Annotated in this window: 25 protein-coding genes; 15 read left to right on the top strand and 10 right to left on the bottom strand. The window is 47.3% G+C overall.

The window, feature by feature from the left end; genetic code table 11:
* Positions 1–18: 18 nt before the first annotated feature.
* The 7 genes from coaBC (at position 19) to ACLHR0_RS04100 (ending at position 6,427) form a co-directional block, all read left to right on the top strand.
* On the top strand, positions 19–1,239 hold the full coding sequence (gene coaBC, locus ACLHR0_RS04130) for a bifunctional phosphopantothenoylcysteine decarboxylase/phosphopantothenate--cysteine ligase CoaBC (RefSeq protein WP_436484943.1): 1,221 nt from the start codon (positions 19–21) through the stop codon (positions 1,237–1,239).
* The gene (locus ACLHR0_RS04125; RefSeq protein WP_436484941.1) at positions 1,232–2,161 is read left to right on the top strand and encodes a DUF4835 family protein; all 930 of its coding nucleotides are present in this window, start codon (positions 1,232–1,234) and stop codon (positions 2,159–2,161) included. Before coaBC ends, ACLHR0_RS04125 begins: the two co-directional genes overlap by 8 nt.
* Before the next feature lie 4 nt (positions 2,162–2,165).
* Positions 2,166–2,657 carry a DUF4296 domain-containing protein gene (locus tag ACLHR0_RS04120; protein ID WP_436484939.1) on the top strand — a complete coding sequence of 164 codons (492 nt, stop codon included), beginning with the start codon at positions 2,166–2,168 and terminating at the stop codon, positions 2,655–2,657.
* 18 nt (positions 2,658–2,675) lie between these two features.
* A complete protein-coding gene (locus ACLHR0_RS04115) occupies positions 2,676–3,368 on the top strand; it encodes a CoA transferase subunit A (RefSeq protein WP_436484937.1) in 693 nt (230 codons plus the stop codon).
* Between the two features lie 36 nt (positions 3,369–3,404).
* Entirely contained in the window at positions 3,405–4,061 is a 657-nt protein-coding gene (locus ACLHR0_RS04110; RefSeq protein WP_370909315.1) for a 3-oxoacid CoA-transferase subunit B, read from the top strand.
* A 207-nt stretch (positions 4,062–4,268) separates the two neighbouring features.
* Positions 4,269–5,108 carry an aminotransferase class IV gene (locus ACLHR0_RS04105; protein WP_436484934.1) on the top strand — a complete coding sequence of 280 codons (840 nt, stop codon included), beginning with the start codon at positions 4,269–4,271 and terminating at the stop codon, positions 5,106–5,108.
* A gap of 14 nt (positions 5,109–5,122) precedes the next feature.
* Positions 5,123–6,427 carry a cryptochrome/photolyase family protein gene (locus ACLHR0_RS04100; protein WP_436484932.1) on the top strand — a complete coding sequence of 435 codons (1,305 nt, stop codon included), beginning with the start codon at positions 5,123–5,125 and terminating at the stop codon, positions 6,425–6,427.
* Between the two features lie 54 nt (positions 6,428–6,481).
* On the opposite strand, the gene ACLHR0_RS04095 is transcribed toward ACLHR0_RS04100, so the two are convergent.
* From ACLHR0_RS04095 to mqnB, 7 genes are all read right to left on the bottom strand, one after another.
* A complete protein-coding gene (locus ACLHR0_RS04095) occupies positions 6,482–7,633 on the bottom strand; it encodes a TlpA disulfide reductase family protein (RefSeq protein WP_436484930.1) in 1,152 nt (383 codons plus the stop codon).
* Positions 7,634–7,637: 4 nt separating this feature from the next.
* Positions 7,638–9,098 (bottom strand): RagB/SusD family nutrient uptake outer membrane protein, encoded by a 1,461-nt coding sequence (locus tag ACLHR0_RS04090; protein ID WP_436484928.1) that lies wholly within the window; start codon positions 9,096–9,098, stop codon positions 7,638–7,640.
* 11 nt (positions 9,099–9,109) lie between these two features.
* Complete coding sequence (locus tag ACLHR0_RS04085) at positions 9,110–12,556, bottom strand: SusC/RagA family TonB-linked outer membrane protein (RefSeq protein WP_436484925.1); 3,447 nt, start codon at positions 12,554–12,556, stop codon at positions 9,110–9,112.
* A 98-nt stretch (positions 12,557–12,654) separates the two neighbouring features.
* Positions 12,655–13,671 carry a FecR family protein gene (locus tag ACLHR0_RS04080; RefSeq protein ID WP_436484923.1) on the bottom strand — a complete coding sequence of 339 codons (1,017 nt, stop codon included), beginning with the start codon at positions 13,669–13,671 and terminating at the stop codon, positions 12,655–12,657.
* A 125-nt stretch (positions 13,672–13,796) separates the two neighbouring features.
* Positions 13,797–14,405: an RNA polymerase sigma factor gene (locus ACLHR0_RS04075; protein ID WP_436484921.1), complete on the bottom strand. Its 609-nt coding sequence runs from the start codon at positions 14,403–14,405 to the stop codon at positions 13,797–13,799.
* 32 nt (positions 14,406–14,437) lie between these two features.
* Positions 14,438–15,235, bottom strand: a complete 798-nt coding sequence (locus ACLHR0_RS04070) for a 1,4-dihydroxy-6-naphthoate synthase (RefSeq protein WP_436484919.1) — start codon at positions 15,233–15,235, stop codon at positions 14,438–14,440.
* A gap of 26 nt (positions 15,236–15,261) precedes the next feature.
* Entirely contained in the window at positions 15,262–15,930 is a 669-nt protein-coding gene (gene mqnB, locus ACLHR0_RS04065) for a futalosine hydrolase (RefSeq protein ID WP_436484917.1), read from the bottom strand.
* Positions 15,931–16,044: 114 nt separating this feature from the next.
* On the opposite strand from mqnB, the gene ACLHR0_RS04060 reads away from it, so the two are divergent.
* The 3 genes from ACLHR0_RS04060 to fabD all read left to right on the top strand — a co-directional run bounded on the left by ACLHR0_RS04060 (position 16,045) and on the right by fabD (position 18,102).
* Complete coding sequence (locus ACLHR0_RS04060; RefSeq protein ID WP_079469374.1) at positions 16,045–16,458, top strand: 6-pyruvoyl trahydropterin synthase family protein; 414 nt, start codon at positions 16,045–16,047, stop codon at positions 16,456–16,458.
* A gap of 45 nt (positions 16,459–16,503) precedes the next feature.
* Positions 16,504–17,091, top strand: a complete 588-nt coding sequence (folE, locus tag ACLHR0_RS04055; protein ID WP_429044805.1) for a GTP cyclohydrolase I FolE — start codon at positions 16,504–16,506, stop codon at positions 17,089–17,091.
* A gap of 120 nt (positions 17,092–17,211) precedes the next feature.
* Positions 17,212–18,102, top strand: coding sequence for an ACP S-malonyltransferase (fabD, locus tag ACLHR0_RS04050; protein ID WP_429044807.1), 891 nt, complete (start codon positions 17,212–17,214; stop codon positions 18,100–18,102).
* Between the two features lie 210 nt (positions 18,103–18,312).
* On the opposite strand, the gene ACLHR0_RS04045 is transcribed toward fabD, so the two are convergent.
* Both ACLHR0_RS04045 and ACLHR0_RS04040 read right to left on the bottom strand, forming a co-directional pair.
* The gene (locus ACLHR0_RS04045) at positions 18,313–19,167 is read right to left on the bottom strand and encodes a GNAT family N-acetyltransferase (RefSeq protein WP_436484914.1); all 855 of its coding nucleotides are present in this window, start codon (positions 19,165–19,167) and stop codon (positions 18,313–18,315) included.
* A 71-nt stretch (positions 19,168–19,238) separates the two neighbouring features.
* On the bottom strand, positions 19,239–19,706 hold the full coding sequence (locus ACLHR0_RS04040; RefSeq protein WP_436484912.1) for an N-acetyltransferase family protein: 468 nt from the start codon (positions 19,704–19,706) through the stop codon (positions 19,239–19,241).
* A gap of 232 nt (positions 19,707–19,938) precedes the next feature.
* Between ACLHR0_RS04040 and ACLHR0_RS04035 the strand changes: the two genes are divergently transcribed.
* From ACLHR0_RS04035 to ACLHR0_RS04020, 4 genes are all read left to right on the top strand, one after another.
* Positions 19,939–20,430 (top strand): DinB family protein, encoded by a 492-nt coding sequence (locus ACLHR0_RS04035; RefSeq protein ID WP_436484910.1) that lies wholly within the window; start codon positions 19,939–19,941, stop codon positions 20,428–20,430.
* Between the two features lie 48 nt (positions 20,431–20,478).
* On the top strand, positions 20,479–21,174 hold the full coding sequence (locus ACLHR0_RS04030; RefSeq protein ID WP_436484908.1) for an NUDIX hydrolase: 696 nt from the start codon (positions 20,479–20,481) through the stop codon (positions 21,172–21,174).
* A 74-nt stretch (positions 21,175–21,248) separates the two neighbouring features.
* Positions 21,249–23,171: a sensor histidine kinase gene (locus ACLHR0_RS04025; RefSeq protein ID WP_436484906.1), complete on the top strand. Its 1,923-nt coding sequence runs from the start codon at positions 21,249–21,251 to the stop codon at positions 23,169–23,171.
* On the top strand, positions 23,168–25,105 hold the full coding sequence (locus ACLHR0_RS04020; RefSeq protein ID WP_436484904.1) for a sensor histidine kinase: 1,938 nt from the start codon (positions 23,168–23,170) through the stop codon (positions 25,103–25,105). The genes ACLHR0_RS04025 and ACLHR0_RS04020 overlap by 4 nt, the downstream gene beginning before the upstream one ends.
* 50 nt (positions 25,106–25,155) lie before the next feature.
* Here the strand turns inward: ACLHR0_RS04020 and ACLHR0_RS04015 are convergent, their stop codons facing one another.
* Complete coding sequence (locus ACLHR0_RS04015; protein WP_436484903.1) at positions 25,156–26,166, bottom strand: beta-ketoacyl-ACP synthase III; 1,011 nt, start codon at positions 26,164–26,166, stop codon at positions 25,156–25,158.
* Between the two features lie 190 nt (positions 26,167–26,356).
* Between ACLHR0_RS04015 and ruvA the strand changes: the two genes are divergently transcribed.
* Positions 26,357–26,944 (top strand): Holliday junction branch migration protein RuvA, encoded by a 588-nt coding sequence (gene ruvA / locus ACLHR0_RS04010; RefSeq protein ID WP_370909334.1) that lies wholly within the window; start codon positions 26,357–26,359, stop codon positions 26,942–26,944.
* Positions 26,945–26,955: the final 11 nt, after the last annotated feature.

The following is a 26,955-nucleotide window of genomic DNA, read 5'->3' as shown; positions in this document are numbered from 1 at the left end:
TTGTTTTTATATATGTCCATGGACGCTATCAAAATGCTACAAGGAAAAAAAATCCTGCTCGGAGTGAGCGGCAGCATCGCCGCCTACAAGTCCGCTACCCTCATACGCCTGCTGGTAAAGGAAGGTGCCGAAGTAAAAGTGGTCATGACCACCGCCGCCGCCGGCTTTATTACCCCCCTCACCCTGGCCACCCTCTCTAAAAACGAGGTTCCCCTGAATATCAGCGACCACAACAGCTGGAATAATCATGTGATGCTGGGCCGCTGGGCAGATATTATGCTCATTGCACCCGCTTCTGCCAATACCCTCGCCAAAATGGCCCTGGGCCTGTGCGACAACCTCCTGCTGGCGGTATACCTTTCGGCAACCTGCCCCGTACTCTTCGCCCCCGCAATGGATGAAGACATGTGGCATCACCCGGCTACCCGCAGCAATGTGGAAAAGCTCATTTCTTTCGGTCACCAGCAGATTCCCGTGGAATCCGGGGAACTGGCCAGCGGACTCTTTGGAGAAGGCCGCATGGCAGAACCAGAACAGATCCTGACTTTCCTGCAACAGCATTTTCAGCAGAAAAACGGAAAAAAAGCCCTGAACGGTACCACTGCTATTGTTACAGCCGGCCCTACCATCGAACATATTGACCCGGTTCGCTACATCAGCAACCACTCCAGCGGCAAAATGGGAATTGCCATTGCGGAAGCCCTGGCAGATGCCGGCGCTGATGTACAGCTGGTACTGGGTCCCACCTCCCAGAAAACAACCCACCCCGGTATCACCATTACCCATGTGCAAACCGCCCAGGAAATGTTTGATGCCGTAACGGCCCGCTATTCCGGCGCCGGAATAGTAGTGGCCGCCGCCGCCGTAGCAGACTACCGCCCGGCAAATGTGGCCGACAAAAAGATTAAAAAAGGGGAAGCCCAGCTTCATATCGATCTTGAAAAAACACCCGATATACTACGCTCGCTGGGCGATAATAAAAGCCCGGGGCAATTGCTCATAGGATTCTCCCTGGAAACAAACAACGAAAAAGAATATGCTCTGAAAAAACTGCGTGATAAAAACCTGGACCTGATCGTGATGAATTCACTGGCAGATACTGGTGCAGGCTTTAACTATGATACCAATAAAGTAACCCTGTTTGACAAAAACGGGAATGAACGCAGTTTCCCCCTCAAATCCAAACAGGCCGTGGCCCAGGATATTGTTTCCGCTATAATCGAATTGCAACATGCATAATCGTTTCCCGTTGTTCCTGCTGCTTGCAGGCGCCTTTTTACTATGCTGCTCCCCGGCCGTTAAAGCCCAGGAAATAAGGGCCAATGTGTCTGTAGTTGCCCAACAGATACAGGGCGTAGACAAAAAAATATTTACTACCCTGCAGAATTCCGTCCGGGATTTCCTCAATAACCGGCATTGGGCAAACGATGCCTTTACACCGGCTGAACGGATAGAATGTAACTTTTTGCTGAACATCACCGGTACTTCAGGGAACGACAGTTACAAGGCTACCCTGACCATACAGGCCACCAGGCCGGTATATAACGCCAGCTATGTAACGAGTTTGCTGAATATCCAGGATCCCAATGTGGTGTTCCGGTACGTGGAATTCCAGCAGCTGGAGTTCAGCGATACCAGGGTGGTGGGAAATGATCCGCTGGCCTCCAACTTAACCGCTATCCTGGCCTATTATGTTAATATCATCCTCGGGCTCGATTATGATTCCTTCTCCCCCAAAGGCGGAGATGTATATTTTAAGAAAGCGCTTAATATTGTAAATAATGCACCGGATGGAAAGGAGATTTCCGGATGGAAAGCTTTCGAAGGAAACCGCAACCGTTATTGGTTACAGGATAACCTGCTGAACGCCAAGTTCCTCCGGTTCCATGATGTAATGTACCAGTATCACCGGCAGGGGTTGGACCTGATGTATGATGATGTGATAAAAGGCCGTGCAGCCATTCTGAACTGCCTGAATATGCTCTATTCCATCCACCAGGATATCCCCAATTCCATGCTGATGCAAACCTTCTTCCTCTCCAAAGGAGAGGAGCTATTAAAAATATTCTCCCGTGCCACACCACAGGAGAAAAGCCGTGCAGCGGAATTGCTCTCCCAGATGGATGTGCCCAATGCACAGAAGTATCAACAGATGAAGTAACGCTATGATGAACATGATGATGAAATACGCCTCCCTGGCTTTGTTAGTGGTATTCCTGGTTGCCTGTGCCAACAGCGACCAGGTGTCGGGTAAATATATTTCAAAGGAACGTATGACAGGTATCCTGGTAGATATGTCTATTGCAGATGCCTACAGCAATGAGCAACAAATGCAGGTTACTTATACGCCCAATTTCGATTCCCTCCGGCAGGAGAAAGTAAAGGTCTATTACAAACAGATACTGGACCTGCACAAAGTAAGCGTGAAGGAATTTATGGAGAGCTACCGGTATTACGAAAGTCATCCCAACAGGCTGAAGGAAGTTTTCCAGATGGTACAAACAGATATTGCTTCCAGGAAACAACGGTTGCCCAATCCAATCGATGAAAATGCACCGCTCCGGTTTCGTATGAAAAGCATTTTCCCCTATGCAGACAGCGTACTATTGCTGCCGAAGGCGGATACACCCCGGCCTTTTATCAAGCGGCAGCCCTAATCTATAAAACACCAAAACATGAACAAAGTAGTAGCAAATGCCGATGAAGCCATACAAGATATCCGGGATGGAGCGGTACTGATGCTGGGAGGGTTTGGTTTGTGTGGAATTCCGGAGAATTGTATTACCGCCCTGGTAAAAAAAGGAGTGAAGGATCTGACCTGTATTTCCAATAACGCGGGAGTAGATGATTTTGGTCTTGGCCTGCTGCTGAAAACCAGGCAGATCAGGAAAATGATGTCTTCCTATGTTGGTGAAAATGCAGAATTTGAAAGACAACTGCTGGCCGGAGAGCTGGAAGTAGACCTCATTCCACAGGGAACACTGGCTACGCGTATCCAGATGGCAGGCATGGGAATTCCTGCTTTTTTCACGCCTGCCGGCTACGGAACCGAGATCGCTGAAGGAAAAGAAGTTCGGGTATTCGATGGCAAGCCTCACCTGATGGAACTGGCGCTGCACGCCGATTACGCTATTGTAAAAGCCTGGAAAGGAGATACGTTGGGTAACCTCATGTTCCGTAAAACCACCAGGAATTTCAGCACATCCATGGCCAGGGCAGGACAAATCACTATTGCCGAAGTGGAGGAACTGGTGCAACCCGGAGAGCTGGAACCAGACCAGGTACATGTGCCGGGTATTTACGTACGCCGCATTTTCAAAGGCGGCAACTATGAAAAACGGATCGAACGCAGAACCGTTAAGATCTAGTTCATCCAATTCTCCACGCTTCAAATCTGATATTTTATGCCGCTCGATAAATATGGTATCGCAAAAAGAATTGCACAGGAACTGCAGGATGGTATGTATGTAAACCTGGGTATTGGTATTCCTACGCTGGTATCCAACTATATACCTGCCGGAGTTTCTATTATGCTGCAGTCTGAAAACGGGATACTCGGTATGGGACCGTATCCTGCCGCTGATGACGTTGACGCAGACCTGATTAATGCAGGAAAGGAAACAGTTACCCTGCTTCCCGGTGGCAGCTTCTTTGATTCCGCAGAAAGCTTTGGTATGATCCGCGCTGGTAAGGTAGATCTTACCGTATTGGGCGCCATGGAAGTTTCCGATACCGGCGATATTGCCAATTGGAAAATTCCGGGTAAAATGGTGAAAGGCATGGGTGGCGCTATGGACCTGGTGGCATCTGCCAGGAACATCATTGTAGCCATGATGCATACCAATCCCAAAGGAGAAAGTAAACTGCTGCCGGCATGTACATTACCGCTTACCGGTGTCAACTGTGTAAAGAAAATTGTTACAGAGCTGGCGGTGCTGGATGTAACGCCCGATGGGTTTAAGCTCCTGGAACGTGCACCCGGTGTCACCGTAGAGGAAATCCGCTCTAAAACAGCCGGTAAGCTGATCATTGAAGGAGATATCCCGGAGATGAAAATTTAGCTGAAGCATAGGATCTTCTCATCGGCCGGATGGCTTTGTATGTCTGCATTTCGGAGGATTGCAACTCCGTAAATAATACGTAACCTGTATAGGGATTTAGATGTTTTGTTTTTGGAATACATACTTCACTGAAACAAAATGTCTAAATCTCTAAACTTAAAAATACCTAAATAATTGGTACCTTTCAAACTGCTAAAATAGTTCGAGGTGCAAGTTGGATTTCTCTGTTATAACGGTAAATATATTCCCGCAGCCGACCCGATTTTTACGGCAGATAATCGATCTTTCAGATACGGGGATGGCTTTTTTGAAACCCTGAAAGTATACCAGGGACAAGTGTTGCTGGCTGACCTGCACTTTGAACGGATGCTCGCCAGTTTACACCTGCTGCATTTTGATATCCCCACACATTTTACCAAAGCATATTTTGTTAAGCAGATACTGGAACTCTGCAATAAAAATGATATATCCCAGATGGCCCGCGTACGGCTGGCTATCTTCCGCTCCGATGGCGGCTTATACGATCCCATCAATAACTTACCAAACTACATTATCCAATGCTGGGAATTAAGCAGAACAGTATTGGAATTAAACGATAACGGACTCGTAACAGACATCTTCCCGGATGTAAAAAAGAGCTGTGATAAATTATCCGCTATTAAATCAAATAACTGCCTGCCTTATGTGATGGCTGCCATGTATGCCAAGCAGCACCGGCTGAATGAAGCGATATTGCTTAATCCATATGGAAGGGTTGCCGACAGCACCATCGCCAATGTATTTATTGTGCGGGATAAAGTACTTTATACGCCACCGCTGTCTGAAGGCGGTGTGTGCGGTGTAATGCGCAAGTTCCTGCTGAAAACAGAACTGCCATTCAAAATAGAAGAAAAACCACTCAATATAGAAGACCTCGAAAATGCGGATGAAATATTTTTAACCAACGCCATCTATGGCATCCGTTGGGTGGGCCTCTTCCGCGACAGCAGCTATGGTAACGCCACCGCCGCTATTTTGCACGAAGTATTACATGAAAGCATGCTGTAAAAATCACCGTTAACATGGAACAAAAAATCAGTTTATGCTGGTTTCGCCGTGATCTGCGGCTGGACGACCAGGCCGCTTTCTATTATGCATTACGTGCCGGAAACCCGGTAGTACCCGTATTTGTTTTTGATACCCACATTCTCAATGACCTGGAAGATAAACACGATCGCAGGCTCACCTTTATTCACGAAGTACTGGAGGATATGCAGGAGCAACTGCAACAGCTGGGTTCCTCAATGGACATTTTTTATGGTACTCCGCAGGCTGCTTTTGCGCACTGGACCGCCAAATACAACGTTGCCAACGTATACACCAATCATGATTATGAACCCTATGCAGGAAACAGGGATGCTGCCATAGCAAAGCAGCTCAGCGAACAGGGTGTTTCTTTTCACAACTACAAAGACCAGGTGATTCTTGAAAAAGGAGAAGTGCTGAAAGATAACGGTGAACCATATACGATATTTACGCCTTACAGCAGAAAATGGCACGACACCCTCACCTTTTTTCATCTGAAACCTTATCCCTGTAAAAAATATTACCAGCATCTTTTTAAACAATCCCCTGTAAAAATTCCCTCCTTAAAAGAGATGGGATTTACAGCGGGTGAAAAACATTTTCCGGCAAAAGACCTGAAAGAAGCACTGATTAAACACTACGATGAAACCCGTGATTTCCCTTCTGTGAATGGTACCTCCAAATTAGGGATCCATCTGCGTTTTGGTACGGTAAGCATCCGCGCATTAATGCAGCAGGCCATGCAGCTCAATGCCACTTTTGCAAAGGAATTGATCTGGCGGGAGTTTTACCAGATGATCCTCTGGCATTTTCCGCATGTAGTAGGAAATTCTTTTAAGAAAGAATATGATAAGATAGTATGGCGTAATAATGAAGCGGAGTTTGAGAAATGGTGTGAAGGACAAACCGGGTACCCGATAGTGGATGCCGGTATGCGGGAACTGAACACTACCGGGTTCATGCACAACCGTGTTCGCATGATCACCGCCAGTTTTTTAACCAAGCATTTACTGATCGACTGGCGTTGGGGGGAAGCTTATTTTGCAGCTAAACTGTTAGACTATGATCTTGCTGCAAATAACGGTGGCTGGCAATGGGCAGCTGGTTCGGGATGTGATGCTGCGCCTTATTTCAGGGTATTTAATCCCACGCTGCAAACGCAGAAGTTTGATAAAGATTTAAAATATATCCGTAAGTGGGTGCCGGAATTTGAAGGATTTGAATATGCTAAACCGATCGTGTTGCATGAAGAAGCACGCCGGCGCGCATTGGAAGTATATGGAAAAGCACTGAAGAAATAATAAAAAAAGCAGTGGAGATGATCATTCATCTCCACTGCTTTTTTATGGTGAATGTTAGTGGTTAAATACTTCTTTCAACTTAACGTCTAATGCCTCATGTTCTTCTCCGCCGCCGCCATAGCGGGCTATAATTATCCCTTTCGGATCAATTAATATCTGGGTAGGCAAAGAATGAATGCCGAAGTGTTCACTGATATCATCCGGGTTAGGTTCATTCTTCAGGCGTTTATTCATGTCCAGTCCGCGCAGTACATGTTTCCATACACCAATACCATCTTTTTCTACCGCTTTTTTCCAGGCATCATGATTGCGGTCGTCGTCGGACACGCTGATCACTTCAAAACCTTTATCCTTGTATTGTTTGTATAGTTCCAGCAGATGAGGATTACCCGCGCGGCACGGTACGCACCAGCTGGCCCAGAAATCTACCAATACATATTTTCCTTTGAAATCGGATAAACTGAGTGGCTGGCCATTGATATCTGCTTTACTGAAATTAAAGGCAACGCTGCCCGGCGAACCTTGTTCAATTTTTTTAATCTCCTGCGCTATCTCCACACCATTTTTACTTTGTTTTAAAGTGGTGCTTAGGCCGTTGTAATAATATTTGGCAGAATCGAGTGTCATGCTGCCTACCTGGAAGCGCATGAGATAAATACTCAGGAAAGAATTAGGATGTTCCCGGATAAATTTCCTGGACAACTGGTTGTTTGTTTCAAAGTAAGGCGCCAGTTGCTCGCGGATAGCGCCGGCTTTGTCGTGGTCCTTTTCATTCCGTAGTGCTTCCAGTAATGGCTGGTATTTTGCAGTAGCGATTTCTCTTTCTTTCTCCAGTTGTACATTTTCGTCATTACTTACAGAGCCTTTCAGAACGGTGGTACTGAGGTCACCGTTTGTGATAGTAATTGTCATGGCGGCGGGTTCCAGGAAGAGGTAAGCCTGCTCTTTTTTGTTGCCGGTCATGTTGTTGATCAGCGCTGCAGAAAACACGCCGGGTGAGGGCTGCGATAAAGTACCCGCAAAGCCGAACCTGCCATTTTTTACTTCAGCGCTATCGGTAATGTATTTCGTGCCATTGCTATACTGCAGGTAGTATTTCGCGGGCGCATTGCCGGTAACGGTACCGGTTATACTGAATTTCTGTTGTGCGGTTACCAGCTGACTGAATGCTAACGGTAACGATAGTACGCAAATTATTTTTTTCATAATGCTATTGTTCGTTTTGTGTAAGATTAGGATTGAGGATAATTTCTTCCTGCGGAATGCGCAGTAATATCTTCGGGCTGGTGGCGGCAATCGTCATGGCGCCGCTGCTGGCAGAAGCATAGTTGCGTACCATCGGTAATCCATTCCTGAAAAAATCAAAACCGATATGCCCTTCAAAGGCGAGTTCCAAGCGCCGTTGCAGGAGGATTTCATCCAACAGTGCCTGCCCGGAAAGATCTACGGAGACAAGCCCTGCGCGGTTACGGATGATATTCAGATCGGCCAGTGCAAGATCTTTTTTGCCGAGCTTGGCATTGGCTTCTGCGCGGTTCAGGTATACTTCCGCGAGGCGGATGTACCGGAACGGCGATTTGCTGTAGATGGCGGTGTACAGGTACATGTACTTGGCCGTGGCAATGCTGTCGTTTGGAAAGCCGGGAGTTACGTTTACTTTATAGTGCGATGTGCGCAGATCTGTTGTGCTGATCCGCGTCAGCAAATCGGGAGAAGGACGGTAGTAACCGCCCGTATAATTGATCTGCGGCGGATAGGCGTACTGTTGGCTGATAGAGGTGCTGCCATAATCCGTATTGCCTGCAAAAATATCTTCCTTATTGGCGGCATTGCTGCTGTTGTAGTAGGCCCGGTAGTCGTTGCCGGTGAGCAGGGTGTACTTGTTACTGTTAATCACCTGGTCAGCATAACTCACTGCCTGCTGGTTAAAAGTGGCGTCGGGTTGTTGGAACGTGCCACCCATATAAAGGTACACGCGTGACAACAAAGCAGCGGCGCTCATTTTACCGGCGAAGCTGTTGGACTTTTCCTGGTTAAACAAGGGGATAGCTGTTTCCAGATCTGAAACTATCTGCTCGTACACGGCTTTAACACTGGCACGCGCGGGCTTATAGCCGGTGCCGTTGGCCGCCGTGGTAATAAGCATCACACCGGGCGATCCTGCTGCGTCCTGGTAATAAGGCTTTGCATAAAAACGCACCAGGTTAAAGTATACAAACGCCCTCACAAACAACGCTTCTGCTTTCGCCTGTAAAACGGCAGGACGTTGTTCCTCTTTGGTTACATTATCCAGTAGCTTGTTGGCGTGCAGGATGGTAAAGTAACTCCCTCTCCATAAGTAGTAAGTCCAGCTGTGGTCTTTATCGGGCGAATTGGTATAATCGAACGCATCGGAGTAACGGTTCGGACCCAGATCGAGTGAATGGATATTGTTGCCGTGTGTTTCCGAAAGGAACATCGTAACATCACCATATCCAAAGCTGCTGTTTTCCATGGCAACACCCGAGGTGATCATCGGATACAAACCCAGTGCTGCCTGGGAAAATCCTTCGGGAGTACTGAACTGGGCATCTTCGTTGATGACGTTATGCGGACGTAATTCATCCAGTTGTTTATTGCAGGCGCTTAATGAAATAAGGCTGACGGCGGCTATTATTATTGTACGCTTCATTTTTCAGTAGTTTAGAATGTAACATTAAGACCAGCAGTAATGCGCCGTGGATTTGCGTTCCCGATACCTACTCCTCCATAGGAAGTGGACGTGCCGATGGAGGCACCTTCGGGATCTGCGCCTACATAGTCTTTACGTTTGATAACAAAAACATTGTCCATACTAACGAACACGCCTGCACGCTGTGCGTGGATCTTTGCCAGTGTTTTCTGAGCAAGATCGTATCCGATCCTGATGTTGCGCATGCGGATATGGCTGGCGTTACCATACACCAGCGATGAGCGGCTGTCGAATGCCCGCCAGGTATTCATCTTGCTGCTGTACACGTCAGGGTAGTTGGCATTTTTATCACCGGGTTGTTGCCATACTTTCTGGCTGGATTGCCAGTTGACATTGTTCCTGCCGAGAAACGGCGCACCAGGATCCTGGAAGTTGTTGATAAGGCTCATCGCAGTATAGTTGCCTGCCTGGAACCACATCTCTGCACTCAGCGAAAATTGTTTGTAGGTAAAAGTGTTGGTGAAACCTCCAAAGAATTTGGGTGTAGCAGAACCCACTGTCTGGTAATTGCGGATATCTGACATGGCGCCAATGCCTTCCACCACCTGCTTCTTGCCGGATGCGTCATAATTTTCAAATAGTGGAGCGCCGTTGTCGGGATTTACCCCTGCATAGCGGATCGCTTTAATCACGTTCAGGTCTTCTCCTTCATAACGGTAATAGGCGCGGTTGTAGTTATCAAGAAGAGAATCGCTGTATAATTTCTGTATTGTATTTTTATTAAAGCTCACATTGAGGTTGGTGGTCCAGCTGAAATTCCGGGCATCTATATTCCGGGTGTTCAGCATCAGTTCCAGCCCTTTGTTCAATACTTCTCCCACGTTCTGATACTGTTGGAAAGATCCTTGTGCAGAACCTACGAATACCTGTTGCAGCAGATTTTTACTGAGCTTGGAGTAGAGGTCCGCCGTGAGTTCCACGCGTTTCCATAGACTGAGGTCTATCCCGGCGGTATTGTTAACAGTGGTTTCCCAGCTGATATCCGGGTTTTCCAGTTGTGTGATGGCGGAGCCAATGCTATTAACGTTGTCGTAGGTATAGTTGCTGGCAGCAGCATAAAGGGTTTGGTTCAGGTATCCATCGCCTACATCCCTGCCGGAAGTTCCGTGTACTACTCTCAGCTTCAGCAGGTCTATTGCTTTCACATCTGCCAGGAAAGCTTCTTTGTTGATCAGCCATCCGGCACTTACGGCATAAAAAGTACCGTATCTTTTATTACGGCCAAAGTTGGTAAAGGCATCGGTACGAAGGGAGGCTGCTGCATAATATTTAGCGAGGTAGTTATAGTTTAATTCACTAAAAGCGGAGAAGCTCGCTCTTTCTGTATACCCGCCGGAGGGCCGGTAGGGGGAATTGTACGCCACATTGATAGCGCTACCGAAATTTTTCGCTGCGCCCATGTTTCTTTCACCGGGCAGCAGGTTATACATATCTGTACTGCTGGTTTCACTGTTACGCCTTGCCCATTCTGTTCCTGCCAGGAAATTCAGGCTGTGCTGTCCAAACTGTTTGGAGGCATTCAGTGTATTTGTGGAGGTAAAATTAAAGAACCTGGTATCTGCAATGGTAAGGGTTCCATTAGGAGTAGCAGCGCCAGGAGCAAACAGGTAAGGATAACCACCATATTTCCCGGAGAAGCTACGGGGATCCAGGTATGAGTTCCGGTGGGTATTGATATAATCGATAGTATTGGTGGTTTTAAGACTTAACCAGGGCAATACGCGATAGCTAAGCCACGCGGTACCAGTGAAGTGCTGGTTGTTTATAACCGCGGTATTATCGAATTTCTTTTCGGCTAAAAAATTCTGTGACCAGGTGGTATAAGGAACACCAAAATTATTGGATTGCCTCACCGGGATACTGTCGGCCAGTGTACCATCCGCATTGTAAGGCGTTACAAAAGGCTGAGTCATATAAAGTGCCGGCACACCATTGCGGGAAATGGTTTTATCGATGATGGCACTGGTGTTCAATCCGCCGGAAACTTTTTTGGAGAAGTTCTGGACAAGGTTGAGCCGGAGGTTACGGCGATCGAAGGTATTACCAATGTTAATGCCTTTCTCCTTGTACCAGTTTACACCTGCGTACACCATTGTTTTATCATTGCCACTGTTAAGTCCCAGGCTGATATCAGAAAAATCACCATCATCAAACATGGCTTTTTCCCAGTCGAAGTTCTTGGATTTATCTTCATCTGTATAAATCCTTCTTTGCTGAATAAAATCTGCTGCAGTAGGAAATTGTTGCTGAAGAGAAGGTGTTTCCTCCCATCTGCGTTGCATTACTTTATCCATCAGCGCAGTACTTTCTGTGGTGTTCATCATGCGGATGGCGCGGTTCTGTTTAATAGCGCCGTAACGGGTATCGAGTGTAACATGCACCCCGCTGTTGGCGGCAGCTTTTTTGGTGGTTACCACAATGACTCCCTGTGCCGCGCGTGAACCATAGATGGCCGTAGACGCAGCATCTTTCAGGATAGTAACGCTTTCCACATCAGCCGGATTTACTACATCCTGCAGGTTCTGTGAATTGGAAATCACGCCGTCGATAACGATCAGCGGTCCGAAGTAAGCGCTGGTACCGGATGGGAGGGAAGATTCGCCGCGCAGCAATACCTGTCCCCTTGCGCCGGCATCGGCGCTGGGTTCCACGATGTACATGCCGGTGGTTTTGGCTTTCAGCATAGAGAGGATGTTGGAAGAAGAAACAGAGCTGCGCAACTGGTCGCCCGAAACTTTTTGCACAGCGCCGGTTAGTTCAGCCGCTTGTTTATTGGTATAGCCCATTACTACTACGCCGCCAAGACTGGTAGCATCTTCCTCCATCGAAATATGATTTTCTTTCCCGGATACTACCTGCGTTTTCTGGCGGTAGCCGATGCTGCTGATCAGCAGCGGGTGGCCTTCTTCAGCACTAACAGCGAACATGCCGTTGGCATCTGTTACGGTGCCTTTGCCGGTAATAATGTCCCGCACGGTGGTGCCGGGAAGCGGCTGTCCCTGACGGTCGGTTACCCTTCCTCTTATCATGGGTAGGGCCTTTGTAACGCCGGTTGGATTGTAAGGCTTTACTACGCCGATCATGTTACCGCTTACCCGGAATTGAAGGCCGGAAGCATCTTCCAGCTCTGCCAGCACTTCGCGGATGCTCCTGTTTTTTATGGCCAGGGTAACATGCCGGATGGGTAGGGTGGCGGCGTCATAAAAGAACTTTACCTGGTAGGTGCTTTCAATTTTTTTGAAGGCGGTAGAAATTGTCACATCCCGGAGCGCTATTGATTTTCTTTGCTGGGCGTATGATAGCATACAGATCATCAGCATTAACAACACCAAAAGAGGGAACTGCCATTTTACTGCAGTGCTTAACGGCGCACGCAGGCGCGCATAATTAAAAGTCATGCATCAGATTTTTTAATGATGGTTGATATGGTCACTACAGGCGCCGGCAGCCTGCATGTGATCCCGGTTTCAGCGATTTTGGTGGAAACGCTTTGTTATTAAAATTGAATCAGCACTTTGTCCGGTTGTATTTGAAAACTACATCCGGCTGTAAAACAAAAGATGTTCAAAACTTTTTCTAATTTATCGTTGTCGAAGGCTCCGGAGAACCGTTTGGCATATAATGAATTTCCGGTTACCTCGAAAGGTATTCCATACCAATTTTCCAGTTCACGTATAACTTCAAAAGCACTGGCATTGTTAAACACTAATTTTCCTGATTTCCAGGTGCGTAATGCAATGGTATCAAATGTTGACCTGCTCATTTTCCGGGTAGATTCATTCCACCGCGCCTGTTCCCCCGGCGCCAGTGTGAGCGGATCTGCCTTACCCGATTGCTCACTTACCTTTACTTTTCCGCTGAGTAATGAAACGGTCGACTGTGGCTCATACGGATAAGATTTTATTAAGAAGGAAGTCCCCAGCACAGTGGTTTGTATCTGTTTGCTGGTTACCATAAAGGGATCATCGGAATTTGTTTTTACATCAAACAGGGCGGCGCCCTTTACCAGTTCTACATGCCGGTGCCGGTTACTGTAATCAGAAGGAATCCTAACGGTTGTATTGGCGTTGAGAATTACCGAAGAGCCATCCGGTAAGGTGAGCAATTTCCGTTGTCCCCATTCGCTGGAATACACCAGGAAGGTGTTGGGGGCCGTTGCGGGCTTCCGTGGCTTTAGCCGGGGCCATAACAGGGTAGCGCCTCCCACGAGCAGGAGTACTGCTGCTGCGCGCCAGGCCACCTGCCGCCAGTTGATCCGCCGGATACGCGCTGGGTGAGTGGCTTTGATCGCCTGTTGCAGCCTGTTTAGCTGTACCGTCCTGTCTTTTTCCGCCTCAACCGTATTGATGTTATAATATAGCGCCACTGCCGCTGCCACCTTATCCTTTATTTCAGGATGCAACAGGATATAGCTTTCCCATTTAGCAATAGCCGTGTCGTTGTTTCGCCGGATATATTGCAGAAAGGTGTCGTCGAGCAGCAGGTCTAATTCAGTCAGGTCCTTTGGCAGCATTCCCCATCTATTTTTAAAGTAGAGCGACAATCATTGCTCTTTTACCGGGTACGGACCGGTAAATTTTCAGATTTTGATAAATTTTATTTTAAAGAGGCTTTATTGAAAATAATCTAACAGGGAAATTATAAGGGAAGTAACAGCAGTAAAGTTCTCAAATGCAGGTTGCCGGATTTAAGATCCTGTTCCAGTGATTGTTTGAGTGATTTCAGTGCTTCGTACAAGTGATTGTAAACAGTGCGGTGCGTAAGGCCCGTGATATCTGTTATTTCGTCGTAGCTCCGGTTTTCGTAAAAGCGGAGGTTAATTAGTTCTTTCTGTCTCGGACTCAGTAAAGATATGGCTTCCTGTATACGTCCGATGGCTTCTTTGTTTTGTTGTTGCTGCATCAGCAATTGTTCAGCAGAAGGAATGTCGCTGCCGGTTTCGGTATCCATCCATAGCGACAACAGGCAATTGTCCTTTTTTTCCTGCTGAAGATGTAATAACAGTTTGCGTTTAAAGGAGGTGATAATGTAGCTGCGTACATTGGTGACGGTATCCAGTCCTTCTTTCTTCTCCCAGAAATAAAGAAACACCTGTTGGATACAATCCTTTACCGGTTCGCTTCTTGCGCATATTTTAAGGCCCAGGAAAAGGAGCAGGTGATAATACTTTTCATACAAGGTATATAGCGCCTGTTCCTCTCCTTGCCGGAACCTGTTCCACAGGTCTGTATCCTTATTCTCGATCATACCGCAACAAAAGAACGAAAAAATCGGCTGCTTTACGGGCGGATTTTTTCCGCTGCTTCCATCAGCGCTACTACGGCGGCTTTGCCTTCTTCGCCCAGGTCCAAGCTGAAATCATTCACATACAGATCAATATGCTGGCGCATCACGGATTCATCCATTTCCTGCGCATGTGATTTCACATAGTCAGACAGCTGAGGGTAAGTAGTATAGCTGTTTTGCAGGCTTTTATGGATCAGCGCATCCAGTTGTGCACGGGTCGCTTCAGGCACATCTTTACGGATAAAGATGCCTCCCAGCGGGATAGGATTACCGGTGGTTTGTTCCCAGTACTCGCCCATGTCCATCAGCTTTACGAGGCCTTTGAGCTGGTAAGTGAAGCGGTTTTCGTGGATGATCACGCCGGCATCCACATCACCGTTCAGCACAGCGTTTTCAATTTCTGAAAACAGCATTACCTTTTTATTCGTGGCTTCGGGGAAAGCGATGGAGAACAACAGGTTGGCGGTCGTGTTTTCTCCGGGAATGGCGATGGTCAGATTTTTTATCTCTTCGCGGGGAATATCCTTCTTTGCAATGAGCAAGGGGCCGCAACCACGTCCCAGTGCACTGCCGCTGTTGAGCAGTTCGTATTGATCTTTTACCTTGAGGTATACGGCAAAACTCAGCTTTGTAATGGCCAGTTTGCCTTGTAGTGCCCAGTTGTTCAGTGTTTCCACATCTTCCAGGTGGGTATCGAAGGTAAATTCCCCGGTGTCTATTTTGTTGTTTACCAGTGCGTCAAAAATGAAAGTATCATTCGGGCAAGGTGAAAAACCTAAAGATAAATGCATAGCTATCAAAATTTTATAGTCTGTCGTTAAATGCCGGCCAGTGTTTCCACGGTTTTTATCAGTTCGTCGTTGAGTGTTTTTATTGCCAGGGGGATCTTCCATTTGCTTTTATCCCTGATTTCCACATAGTTAGAGATGCTGCGCAGTTGAAGGAACGGTATTTCTTCCAACAGGCAGGCATAGTGAAAGGCGGCGCCCTCCATGCTTTCTATGTCGGGGTTGTATTTGGTCACCAGCTTTGTTATGGTAGGCTCGCTGCCGCTTACCAGGTTTACGCTCACCCCGGTAGCAGTGGGCAGGGGAGGTACTTCGGGCAATCCGGCAAAGGTATTCACCAGGCTGGTACCGGTAAAGGGCGGCTGTGATGGCTGCCAGAGCTGTATATCAAATAAATCTTTAAACTGATCGTTGTCTTCCGCGCCCAGGTCGGCCAGGTATTCGCGTTTAATGAGTACCACCTGTCCCAGCTCCCAGCTGTGGCGGAAACTACCGCCAATACCCGCCTGTATGGCTATATCGGGCCGGTTTACCACCAGGTGCCTCCCGAGGCTGAAAGCGGTGTGCATCATGCCAATACCCGCAATCAGTATGTCTATATTGCAGTTCGCGGCTTTAAGGGCCGGAATGTGCTGGTCGATGTACTGTAAAAAAGGCTGTATTTCCAGCGTGGTAGCCGCGGTCACCAATATTTTCATCCCGTAAAAATACAGCAAAAATGATTGCTCCCCATGTAAAACAATTGACAGGAATTAGGATAAATTGGCTCTACTCACTTAATAGTGGTATTTTTGCAAAAATTTTTTGCAATAATGATTTATTTAACGCGAGTAGAGAACTTCAATGCTGCGCATAAGTTATCTAACCCGGGCTGGAGCAAAGAAAAGAACGAAGAAGTTTTCGGTAAATGCGCCAACGAGAACTGGCATGGTCATAATTACGAACTGCACGTCACTATAAAAGGTAATCCTGATCCGGAAACGGGTTTTGTATTTAATGCCAAGACTTTAGGGGTAATTATCCGGGATGCGGTGATAGAAAAGATCGATCACCGGAACCTGAATATGGATGTTGATTTTATGAAAGATAAATTCACTTCCGCTGAAAATTTATCTATCGCTATCTGGGATCAGCTGGCCAAACACCTGCCTGCAGAAGTGCAGCTGCATTGTATCAAACTGTATGAAACCCCGCGCATCTACGTGGAGTACTATGGTGGCAAGTAATGCCTGTATATTACCGGCCTTTGAAATTTGTTAAATCATATAAGAATGGCGTATAATAAGAACGAGAGTTACGATGAAAAGATCACGTCCGGTCTTGTAGAAAACTATAAAGAATGCCTGCACCTGCTGGGGGAAGACCCTGAAAGGGAAGGACTGCAAAAAACACCTGAACGGATGGCTAAAGCCATGCAGTTCATCACACAGGGATATCAGCAGGACGCGCGCGAAATACTGGAAGGAGCGAAGTTTACCGAAGCATATAGTGAAATGGTGATTGTAAAAGACATCGAGTTATACTCTATGTGTGAACATCACATGCTGCCCTTCTTCGGAAAGGCCCATGTAGCCTATATTCCAAACGGGTATATCACCGGCCTGAGCAAAATAGCCAGGGTGGTGGATGTATATGCCCGCCGCTTACAGGTACAGGAACGTTTAACACACCAGATCCTAGATGCTATCCAGGAAACCCTGCAGCCGCAGGGCGTTGCAGTGGTGATTGAAGCGCAGCACCTGTGTATGATGATGCGCGGTGTACAAAAACAAAACTCCCTTACCACCACGTCTGCTTTCAGTGGCCAGTTCGAACATGGTACCACCAGGGCCGAATTCATGAAACTGATCAGCAAATAAAATAATTTATATTACGGATTACGGATTTATGGGTAGATGATAATAGTAATTTATATTTATCAGCTACCTGTAAATCCGTAATTCTTATTTATATTTGAAAAAATATTAATTTATATCCACATGAAGCATGCTTACGTATTTCCCGGACAAGGTTCCCAGTTTCCGGGTATGGGCAAAAATCTGTACGACACCAACGCAAAAGCAAAAGAACTTTTTGAACAGGCAAACGACATTTTAGGCTTCCGTATTTCTGATATCATGTTCAATGGTACAGAGGAAGACCTGAAACAAACCAACGTTACACAGCCAGCCGTATTCCTGCATGCAGTGATCGCCTTCCTCTGCACGGAACATTCTCAGCCCGAAATGGTGGCAGGTCACTCCCTCGGGGAATTTTCCGCCCTCGTAGCCAATGGCGTGCTGTCATTTGAAGCTGCCCTGAAACTGGTAGCTATCCGCGCCAATGCCATGCAGAAAGCCTGTGAGCTGCAACCCTCCACCATGGCCGCAGTACTGGCCCTGGATGATGCTAAAGTAGAAGAAATATGTGCTGCTGTTACCGCCGAAACGGGCGAAATAGTAGTACCTGCCAATTATAATTGTCCCGGCCAGCTGGTAATTTCCGGTACCCTCAAAGGCGTGGAAATTGCCTGCGAAAGAATGAAGGCCGCCGGCGCCAAAAGAGCGCTGATCCTGCCGGTAGGTGGCGCGTTCCACTCTCCTTTAATGGCTTCTGCCAAAGAAGAGTTACAGGCAGCCATCAACACCACCACCTTCAATAATCCTTCCTGCCCCGTATACCAGAACGTGGTAGCCGTAGCCGTAACAGCGCCTGCACAGATCAAACAAAACCTGATCGATCAGTTAACCGGTGCTGTGAGATGGACACAATCCGTTCAGGCAATGGTGGCCGACGGCGGCAAGGAATTCACCGAAGTAGGCCCCGGTAAAGTATTACAGGGACTGATCCAGAAAATCAACAAGGAAACGGTGGTAAACGGAATTAATTAATGCCGCGGAGGTTGTCTTTCCCAGGATTACGCTGATTTTACTGATTTTACTTTTTGGATTTTTTGGATTTTATAACTGATTAAAATATTAGGGAGATATGAGCGAATATATCCGCTTATATCTCCCTGATCTTTTAAAATCAAAAAAAATCCAAAAAGTAAAATCAGTAAAATCAGCGTAATCCTGAGAAAGACAAAATCCGCTGCATTTTTATAACGCGATCTCCATCTCGTACTGCGACAGATAATGCATCAACCCCGCCTGTTGCAGGAATTTGTCGATCTCCGGAAAATGTTCATCGATATTAATAATGCTCACCGCCGCACCCATAAACTGATCGGCTGCGTATTGCAATAAGGCGCTGCCTACACCTTTTCTGCGGAACCCGGGGTGAACCGCTATATTCCTGATTCTGCGGGTATCTTTGTGAACACTGATAAAGCCCGCCGTTTGCCCGTCCACAGTAGCTTCCCAGGTCACTGTAAAAGGCGCTTCCCGCTGTATGCTGTTCACGCTGTTGGACCAGGTGGGCATCATATCCATAAAGGTAGCCAGCAGGGGCCAGTCGGGTGTTGTATTTTCTTTTATGGAGATGCCCGCCGGGTTTTTATGCGTTTTTATATTGCCTTTGAAAGAATGAATAGTGCGGGTTTTATGAAACCCTGTATTCGTATATGCTTTGATGGCAGGAAGGTTGGTGCTGATTACTTCCAGTATTATTTTACGGATACCCTGCAGCTGGTATGCAGGAATAAACTGATCATACATTTTCTGCACGAGGTGCTGGCCGCGGTATTGGGGAATAATGCCGGTGCCGCCGTTGTATAACACCGTTGGATGCACTTTGTCGTCCACAGCATGTAAAATGAAGCCGCCAAGCAAATTCCCGGCAAAGGCGCCGATAGAATAATCCCGTAGCAGGTTTTCGCCCTGCATCTTTTGTTCCAGTATAGACGGAGTGAGGTGCAACGGTACTATATAATCGCTGAAAGCCGCGTTGAAAGTGTCGCAGAGGTCGGGTGTGGATACGTTGTGAAGTGTCCGGAAGTCCTGGATAAAAATCATAGTGGAATGGTATGTCATCAATATTAACGAGGATTAACGACATACCGTTCCGGAATTGTATGAGCGGAAAATTATTGCAGTTCTATGCTGACATTAATCCACTCAGGATCAAATTTATCCGTATATTTTTGGTAGAAATTAATGGCAGGTGTATTCCATTCCAACACCTGGAATACGATGCCGCTGAACTGCTTTTCCTTTGCTTCAATGATCAGCTGATCAAACAGCAGCTTGCCGATGCCCCGGCCCCGCCAGTTCTCTGTAACAATAATATCTTCCAGGTACATCCGGCAACCTTTCCAGGTGGAGTAACGGGTATAATACAGCGCAAACCCGTGAATCACTTCCTGCCCGTTAACAACTGTGGAGGCTACAAATGCCTTCCACACCGGGTTGGGGCCAAATCCGGCTTCCTCAAAATGTTCCTGGCTCACCGTTACTTCTTCCGATGCTTTTTCATACGCTGCCAGTTCCCGGATCAGTTCCATCAATCGGGCACTGTCTTCTCTTCGTGCAACCCTTAACGTTATATCTTCCATATCTGTATATATTAATCAGGTACCCTGGCCGTTTGTTTATACACACCCGTTTGCAGGAACGGCCTCCGGCCGCAGGCTGCAAATTAATCAAAATTGCGAAGTCCGTCGCCGTCATGCATTCCGGTACACGGATGCCCATGTACCGGCAACTAAATATCGGTGGGTTAAAATGACAAACAATATTGTAATTTGTAGGTTGTTTGGGATGGAAACGGCATTAATCTCTTCTTACATGAAAAATATGCTTGCGCATTATACTGCTTACAATTGTTGGGCAAACCAGCAGCTGGCAAAGGGGTTACTTAAACTAACGGATGAACAGCTGGACCGGGACCTGGGAGGAGGGATTTCTACATTGCGCGCTGCCGTTTATCACCTGTGGCATACGGAAAGTCTCTGGTATCAGCGTTTACAGCTCACGGAGAAAACAACCGATCCTACGGCGGGCTTCAGCGGGAGCTTTGCGTCAGCCTGCGCTGCCTGGCTTACACAGTCGGCACAACTGGAAGAATGGGTACAAAAGGCCAGCGAGGTAAAGCTGAACCACACCGTTGCCTACACCCTCAAAAAGAGTGAGCACTATAAAATAGCGGTGCAGGATGTGATCATGCAGGTGTGCAACAGTAGTACCTTTTACCGTGGTCAACTCGTATATATGTTAGAGTTGTTGGGCATAAGTAAGATACCGGCTACGGAATACAGTCGTTTTAAGCCGAAAAAATAGGTTGGTTTTGTTATTTTTGATAGATTTTCCGCCTTTTAAAATTCCTATATGAATGCTGCTTCTTTTTATGCTAAAGCCCCGAAACACCTGGTGGCAGTAGATTGTATCATCTTCGGTTTTGATGAGGGCCGCCTGAAATTATTGATCATGCAACGTAAAGTTGCCCCTATGGCCGGTGAATGGTCGCTGGTAGGCGGCTTTGTGCAGGAAGATGAAAGTACCGATGAAGCGGCCGCCCGCGTGCTGGAACATACCACCTGGCTGAATGATATTTACATGAACCAATTGCATTGCTACGGTAATGTAGGCCGTGATACCGGCGCCAGGGTTATATCTGTTGCCTATTATGCCCTGATACGTATTAAAAACCACGATAAGCCACTGGCCCGTGAACATGGTGCGCATTGGCTGGAACTCCACGAAATACCGGAACTGATCTTCGATCATACAAAGATGATTGAAGATGCACTGGCCGCACTTCGCAACAACGCACAGTTCCATCCCATTGGCTTTGAACTGCTGCCGGAGAAATTTACCCTCTCACAACTGAGAAGTCTCTACGAAGAGATCTACCAGAAAACCCTCGATAAACGTAACTTCCGGAAGAAGATCCTGTCGCTGGATGTGATGGAAAAACTAGAGGAAAAAGACAAAACCTCCTCCAAAAAAGGGGCTCACCTGTATCGCTTCGATCCTGAAAAATATGAAGCCCTGAAACGTAAGGGATTGGTATTTGAAATCTAGGTGGTAAAATGAACAAAATGGATGGAAGAAGGGACTGTAAATAAAATTATTTTACAGGCCGCTGATTCCCTTTTATGTCATGTTTACGCCGTATGGGCCTGTGTGCCCTGCTTTTTATTTCGCGGACATTGTGCGCCCAGCATAATGATATTGTAGCAATTAAGCATGCGTTACCACGGTTAACGGACAGTGCTGACTATGCAGATGCGCTAAACAGGATATCATCGTTGTATCTGCCGCAACAGCTGGACAGCAGCGGGGCATATGCCAGGCGCGCCAACGAACTGTCGGAGCGTATTCATTACAGCAAAGGGCAACGCGACGCATTACGGGGCATGGGCCGGTATTATGCGCTGAGACCCCACCGGTATCTTTCCTTTCTCTTCTATGACAATGCACTGGCTGCCTGCCGCGCTGCCGGCGACTCCGCAGGGGTTACCGTATCGCTGATGAATATTGGCACCTTTTATCAATACCAGCAAAAACATGCGGAAGCCCAGCACTATATTAACAAGGCACTGAAAGTCGCCTGGGATGCAGGATTAGACTCCCTGCGGGCATGGGTACTGGTTAGTTACTACCTTATTAATGAATCGGATTCCACCGCTTTGCCCGTTGCACAGAAAGCACTGAAACAGGCCATCAACCTCACACACAGGTATAACGACGTCCCGGGTACTTTATACACCCGCTTATTTGCAGCGCACGAACAACTGCGCGCAGGCGAAACCCGGAAAGCAGAAGAAACCCTGAAAGAAGTAATGGCCGCGGCCGGCAGTGCAGGGTTTAACTACATCGCCATGTATGCCTGCATGCAACTAACAGGCTATTGTATCTGGCAAAGAAAGGCAGATTCGTTGCTATATCAGCGTAAATCAGTGGACTATGCAGTAGCAGGCGGATACACCGGGTTAATGCTTCCCGTGATCACCGGGCTGTATAACACCTGCCTACAATCGCGAGACACTCCCAACGCCAACAGTTATAGCCGCCTCGCCCTCGGCGTAATGCAGCAGCAACAGGAAGATATGCTGGCCGGCGAAGCAGATTATCTTTCCTATGCCTTTGGCGATGAATGGCTGGACTCTCTCCGGCTGCAACACCACTCACAACGGGAGCAACTGGCCTCTAATAAAGCCGCAAATCACTTCTGGTATTACCAGCTGCTGATTATTGCGGGCATTGCCATCCTGCTCATCATCCTCCTCACTTACTATGTGCGCGCCCACCGCCTTTCCCGGAAAAATGCCGCCAGTATGGCCACGCTGCAGGAGGAGATCCGCCTGGGTAATAAAGCGCTCCAGGATAGCGACGACTTTAAGAATAAACTGATTTCCATGATCGCGCATGATTTCAGAACGCCCCTGTATAACATCGTCAATATCACCGGGTTTATAGATGAAAAAGCGCTCACCGTAACAGATGCCGCCAGCATGATTGTACAGGTGGAACATACGGCCTCAGACACCCTGGTTATTTTTGAAGAAATATTACGATGGATCCGTACCCAATTGTCCGGCTTCGTGTACCATCCGAAGATATTCCTGCTGGAAGAAATGATCAGCGCCACGGCAAACGCCCTGCAGCATTTACTTGCCGCGAAAGACATCCGGTTATCGATCGACATTCCTGCAGGTACCACCGTTCAGGCAGATTATGAAATGTTGCAGTTCATCCACCGGAATTTTTTGCATAACGCAGTTAAATTTTCGCCCGACTATGGCGTAATAACAATTAAGGCTATACGTAAAAATAACTGGCTTACGGTTTCTTTTATTGATGAAGGTTCCGGCATCGATGCCGCTGTACTGCCGCATCTCTTTAACTGGAACAGCCACACCAGCGAGCCCGAACGTGCAGGGAAAGGCGCCGGGCTGGCACTCATCATCTGCAAGGATTTTATAGATAAAATGAACGGAAAAATAAAGGCGGAAAACAATTACGAGGAAGGCAGCACCTTTTATTATCAGCTGCCGGAATCACCGGAAACAGCATGACGCGCAGCATAAACAACTCATATTACCAACGCTGGGTATCCGCCACGTTGCTGGCGCTCGCATTGTTGTGCGCTGCACAGCGCGCTGTTCCCCAAAGTCCGCAGCTGCCGGAATTGCTGCATGAGTTGTCTGTTCAGCAGGATAGCATCGCTTATATCAACACCCTGGGAAAACTCGGGGCGCTGTACATGATGATTAACCTCGACAGCAGCTTTATCTATGCCATCAGGGAATATGAAATGGCCGGACGATGGCAGTATAAACAAGGCCTGGCAGACGCCTGCGATGTAATGAGTTTCTGCTACGCCCTGAGAACAGATTTTAATGTTGCCGGCATTTATGGGTACGAAGCCCTGCGGCTGCATAAAGCGTCATCAGACAGTGCCCGCATCGCTAAAACGCTGAGCAACCTGTATCTCTATTACCGGAATATGGGCCGGCCGGCAGATGCCAATAACTATTTCTATGAAGCCTTTCATATGGCTGCCAGGCTCCCGGCATCGCAGGATTCTGTCTACAGTATACTATTGGTAAATTACGCGATGCGTTTTTACAGGGATAGTACCCGTAAGGACTCCGTACAATGGGCATTACAAACAGCTGCGCGTATCAGTAAGAAGTATCCGCAAAGCCGGTTGCCGTTGTACATCGACGCTTACGCAGCAGATACACTGGTAATACAGGGACGTGGAAAAGAGGCAGAGGCCAGGATCAACAGCCTGGCTGCTGCTGCATTGAACAGGGGACTGCCCTATGTGGCCATGGATATTTATAACCGGTTGGAAGACTATCACCGGCTCGGCTACCATACAGATTCTACCCGTTACCGGGAGCTGTCTTATGAGCTGGCAAAAAAAGCAGGATGCATTGAGCTGAACCTGCCGGTGCTGGCGGGGTTGTACGACTACTACCAACGGCATAACAACGTTGTGAAAACCGGTTATTACAGCCGGGAAATCATGCGGCTGGCCGCGCAACACCGCTACCAGCAGGGAAAGGACCCTATTAATTACATGGCCTTTTTCTTAAAAGAACAATCCCTGCAACAGCTGTCGCGCAGCAATAGGCAGCAACAACTGGAGCTGGAACAGGTGCAGTTGCGGAAAAAGCATAGCCAGTTTGTAATAGCGGGCCTGTTTATTATTGTGATCCTGCTGTTTATCCTGCTTTACAGCAGATACCGGCAATACATCACCTGGCAGGAACAGGAAGATGCTATTTCAGACAGTTATACACAGGTATCGCTTAAAAATGTGGCCCTGCGGGCAAATGATGAGTTTAAGAACAAGCTGATTACCATCATCGCCAACGACTTCCGCGCACCGCTGTATTATATTTCGGAGGTGGCCATGAAGCTGCGGAATCAGGAGGCCGGCCAGCCTGCCATGGCTGCTTTGATCAGGGAAATTGCATCGGTATCCGGTAACACGCTCTATGTATTTGACAACATCTTAATGTGGATCCGCATGCAGTTGTCGGGGTTTGCTTATCAGGGAACACATTGCCAGCTGAGTGATATCTTCCGGCAGGTATTAAAACAAACAGCGGCTGCTGTAAAGGAAAAAATACTGGTGGTAGTTAACCTGCTGCCGGAAGGGGCGGTGGTAATGGCGGATCCGGAAATGCTCCGTATTGCACAGTTGCACCTGCTGCGGCTCTCCATACAGTATGCACAGCCGGGCAGCCTGCTGATCCTGTCGGCCTGGAACAACGAAGGGGCGGTATATATCCGCATCATTGCCGATGCCGGCCCTGCTACAGAAGAGATCTTACAGCAACTGGTCTGCTGGCAGTACGATATGTATGCCCTTAGCTACGCTATTACCCGGGATTTTATGGAAAAGATGAAAGGGACTGTATTGGCTACCGCCAGTGAAGGACGGTACCTGGTGTTTACGGCCGTGCTGGAAGGCGTAAAAAACACAAACGGATAACAGCTGCGGGTGATCCGTCACTGTTATCCGTTGTAATATCGGGAGTAAGGTTATTTACCGTATTGATCGCCGTCGTACGCCCACTTGATGTAGTTGGCGCCCCAGGTGAATCCGCCGCCAAAGGCAGCCATCATTACGTTGTCGCCTTTTTTAAGCTGCTTTTCGTAATCCCACAGGCATAAAGGGATAGTGCCCGCAGTAGTGTTACCATAGCGGTGAATATTCATCATCACTTTCTCATCCGGTACATTGATGTATTGGGAAGTGGCCGCAATGATACGTTTGTTCGCCTGGTGGGGTACCAGCCATGAAATATCGTTTGAGGTAAGGTTATTGCGTTCCATTACATCTTTCGCTGCTTCCGCCATGTTGGAAACGGCGTATTTAAACACCATTTTACCTTCCTGGTATACGTAGTGTTCGCGGTTGTTTACGGTTTCAATGGTGGCAGGTTTTACAGAGCCGCCGGCCTTCATATGGAGGTATTCACGGCCGTGACCATCACTTTTCAGGATGCTGTCAATTAACCCGAAACCTTCTGTATTGGCTTCCAGCAATACGCCACCGGCGCCATCGCCAAAGATGATACAGGTGGTTCTGTCGGTATAATCAATGATAGAACTCATTTTGTCGGCCCCGATGATCATTACTTTGGCGTAACGGCCACTTTCAATGAACCGGGCGCCGGTTTCCAGGGCATATAAAAAGCCGGAACAGGCAGCGCTGATATCAAAGCCAAAAGCGTTTTTAGCGCCAATTTTGTCGGTTACCACGTTGGCAGTAGCTGGAAAAGTCATATCAGGGGTTACGGTGGCCACAATCAACAGATCGATTTCTTCGGGGGAAATTCCTCTCTTTTTGCAGATTTCCAATGCTACCGGAACACACAAATCAGAAGTACCTTTCCCTTCTCCCTTCAATATCCTTCTCTCCGAAATGCCCGTCCGGGTTAATATCCAGTCGTTCGTTGTATCTACTAATTTTTCTAATTCCTGGTTGGTTAGCACGTAATCGGGAACATACCCACCCACCGCTGTAATAGCGGCCGTTATTTTATTCATATAAACTAAATATGTGTTTAAAACGAGGCGTAAAAATACGATATAAACGTATATTTCCTAAAAAAGTCGCATATGACAAATATTAGGGATTGTCAATCCGTTAAAAGTTAGCATCTTTGCCCCGGTTTTCCCGGATACATTATTAACCATTTTCCAAAAGTTTAATTAATTTACTGAACCTTTACCTCGTATGATTGCTTATCTGAATGGTAAATTAGCATATAAATCACCTGCTCTTGTTCATATGGATGTGAATGGAATCGGTTATGAAGTACAGATTAGCCTGAATACATATTCCCGTATACAGAATATGGAAAGTTGCAAACTGTTGACCTTCCTCCAGATTAAAGAAGATGCACACACGTTATATGGTTTTTTTGAAGAAGCAGAAAGAAGCCTTTTTCTCCTGCTGATCAGTGTTTCAGGGGTAGGCGCAAGTACCGCGCGCATGATGTTGTCATCTCTACAACCGGAAGATGTACAACGCGCTATCATGATGGAAAATGAAAAAATGCTCGAAAGCGTGAAGGGGATCGGTGCGAAAACAGCCAAAAGAATCATCCTGGAACTCAAAGACAAATTGACGAAGCATAAGGATACCGGTATACATTTATCTGCAAACGTGAACAATACAATCCACGAAGATGCGTTAAATGCTCTGATAACTCTGGGGATAGCCCGGGGTATGGCAGAATCATCTATCCAGAAGGTCATGAAAACCGAGCCGCTATTGCAAAATTTGGAAGAACTGATAAAGAAGGCTCTGAAAACGTTATAAGAAGTAAATAA

The sequence above is a fragment of the Chitinophaga sp. ARDCPP14 genome (assembly GCF_051362515.1).
GTDB lineage: Bacteria > Bacteroidota > Bacteroidia > Chitinophagales > Chitinophagaceae > Chitinophaga.
This window is presented reverse-complemented; position numbering and strand designations above follow the sequence as displayed.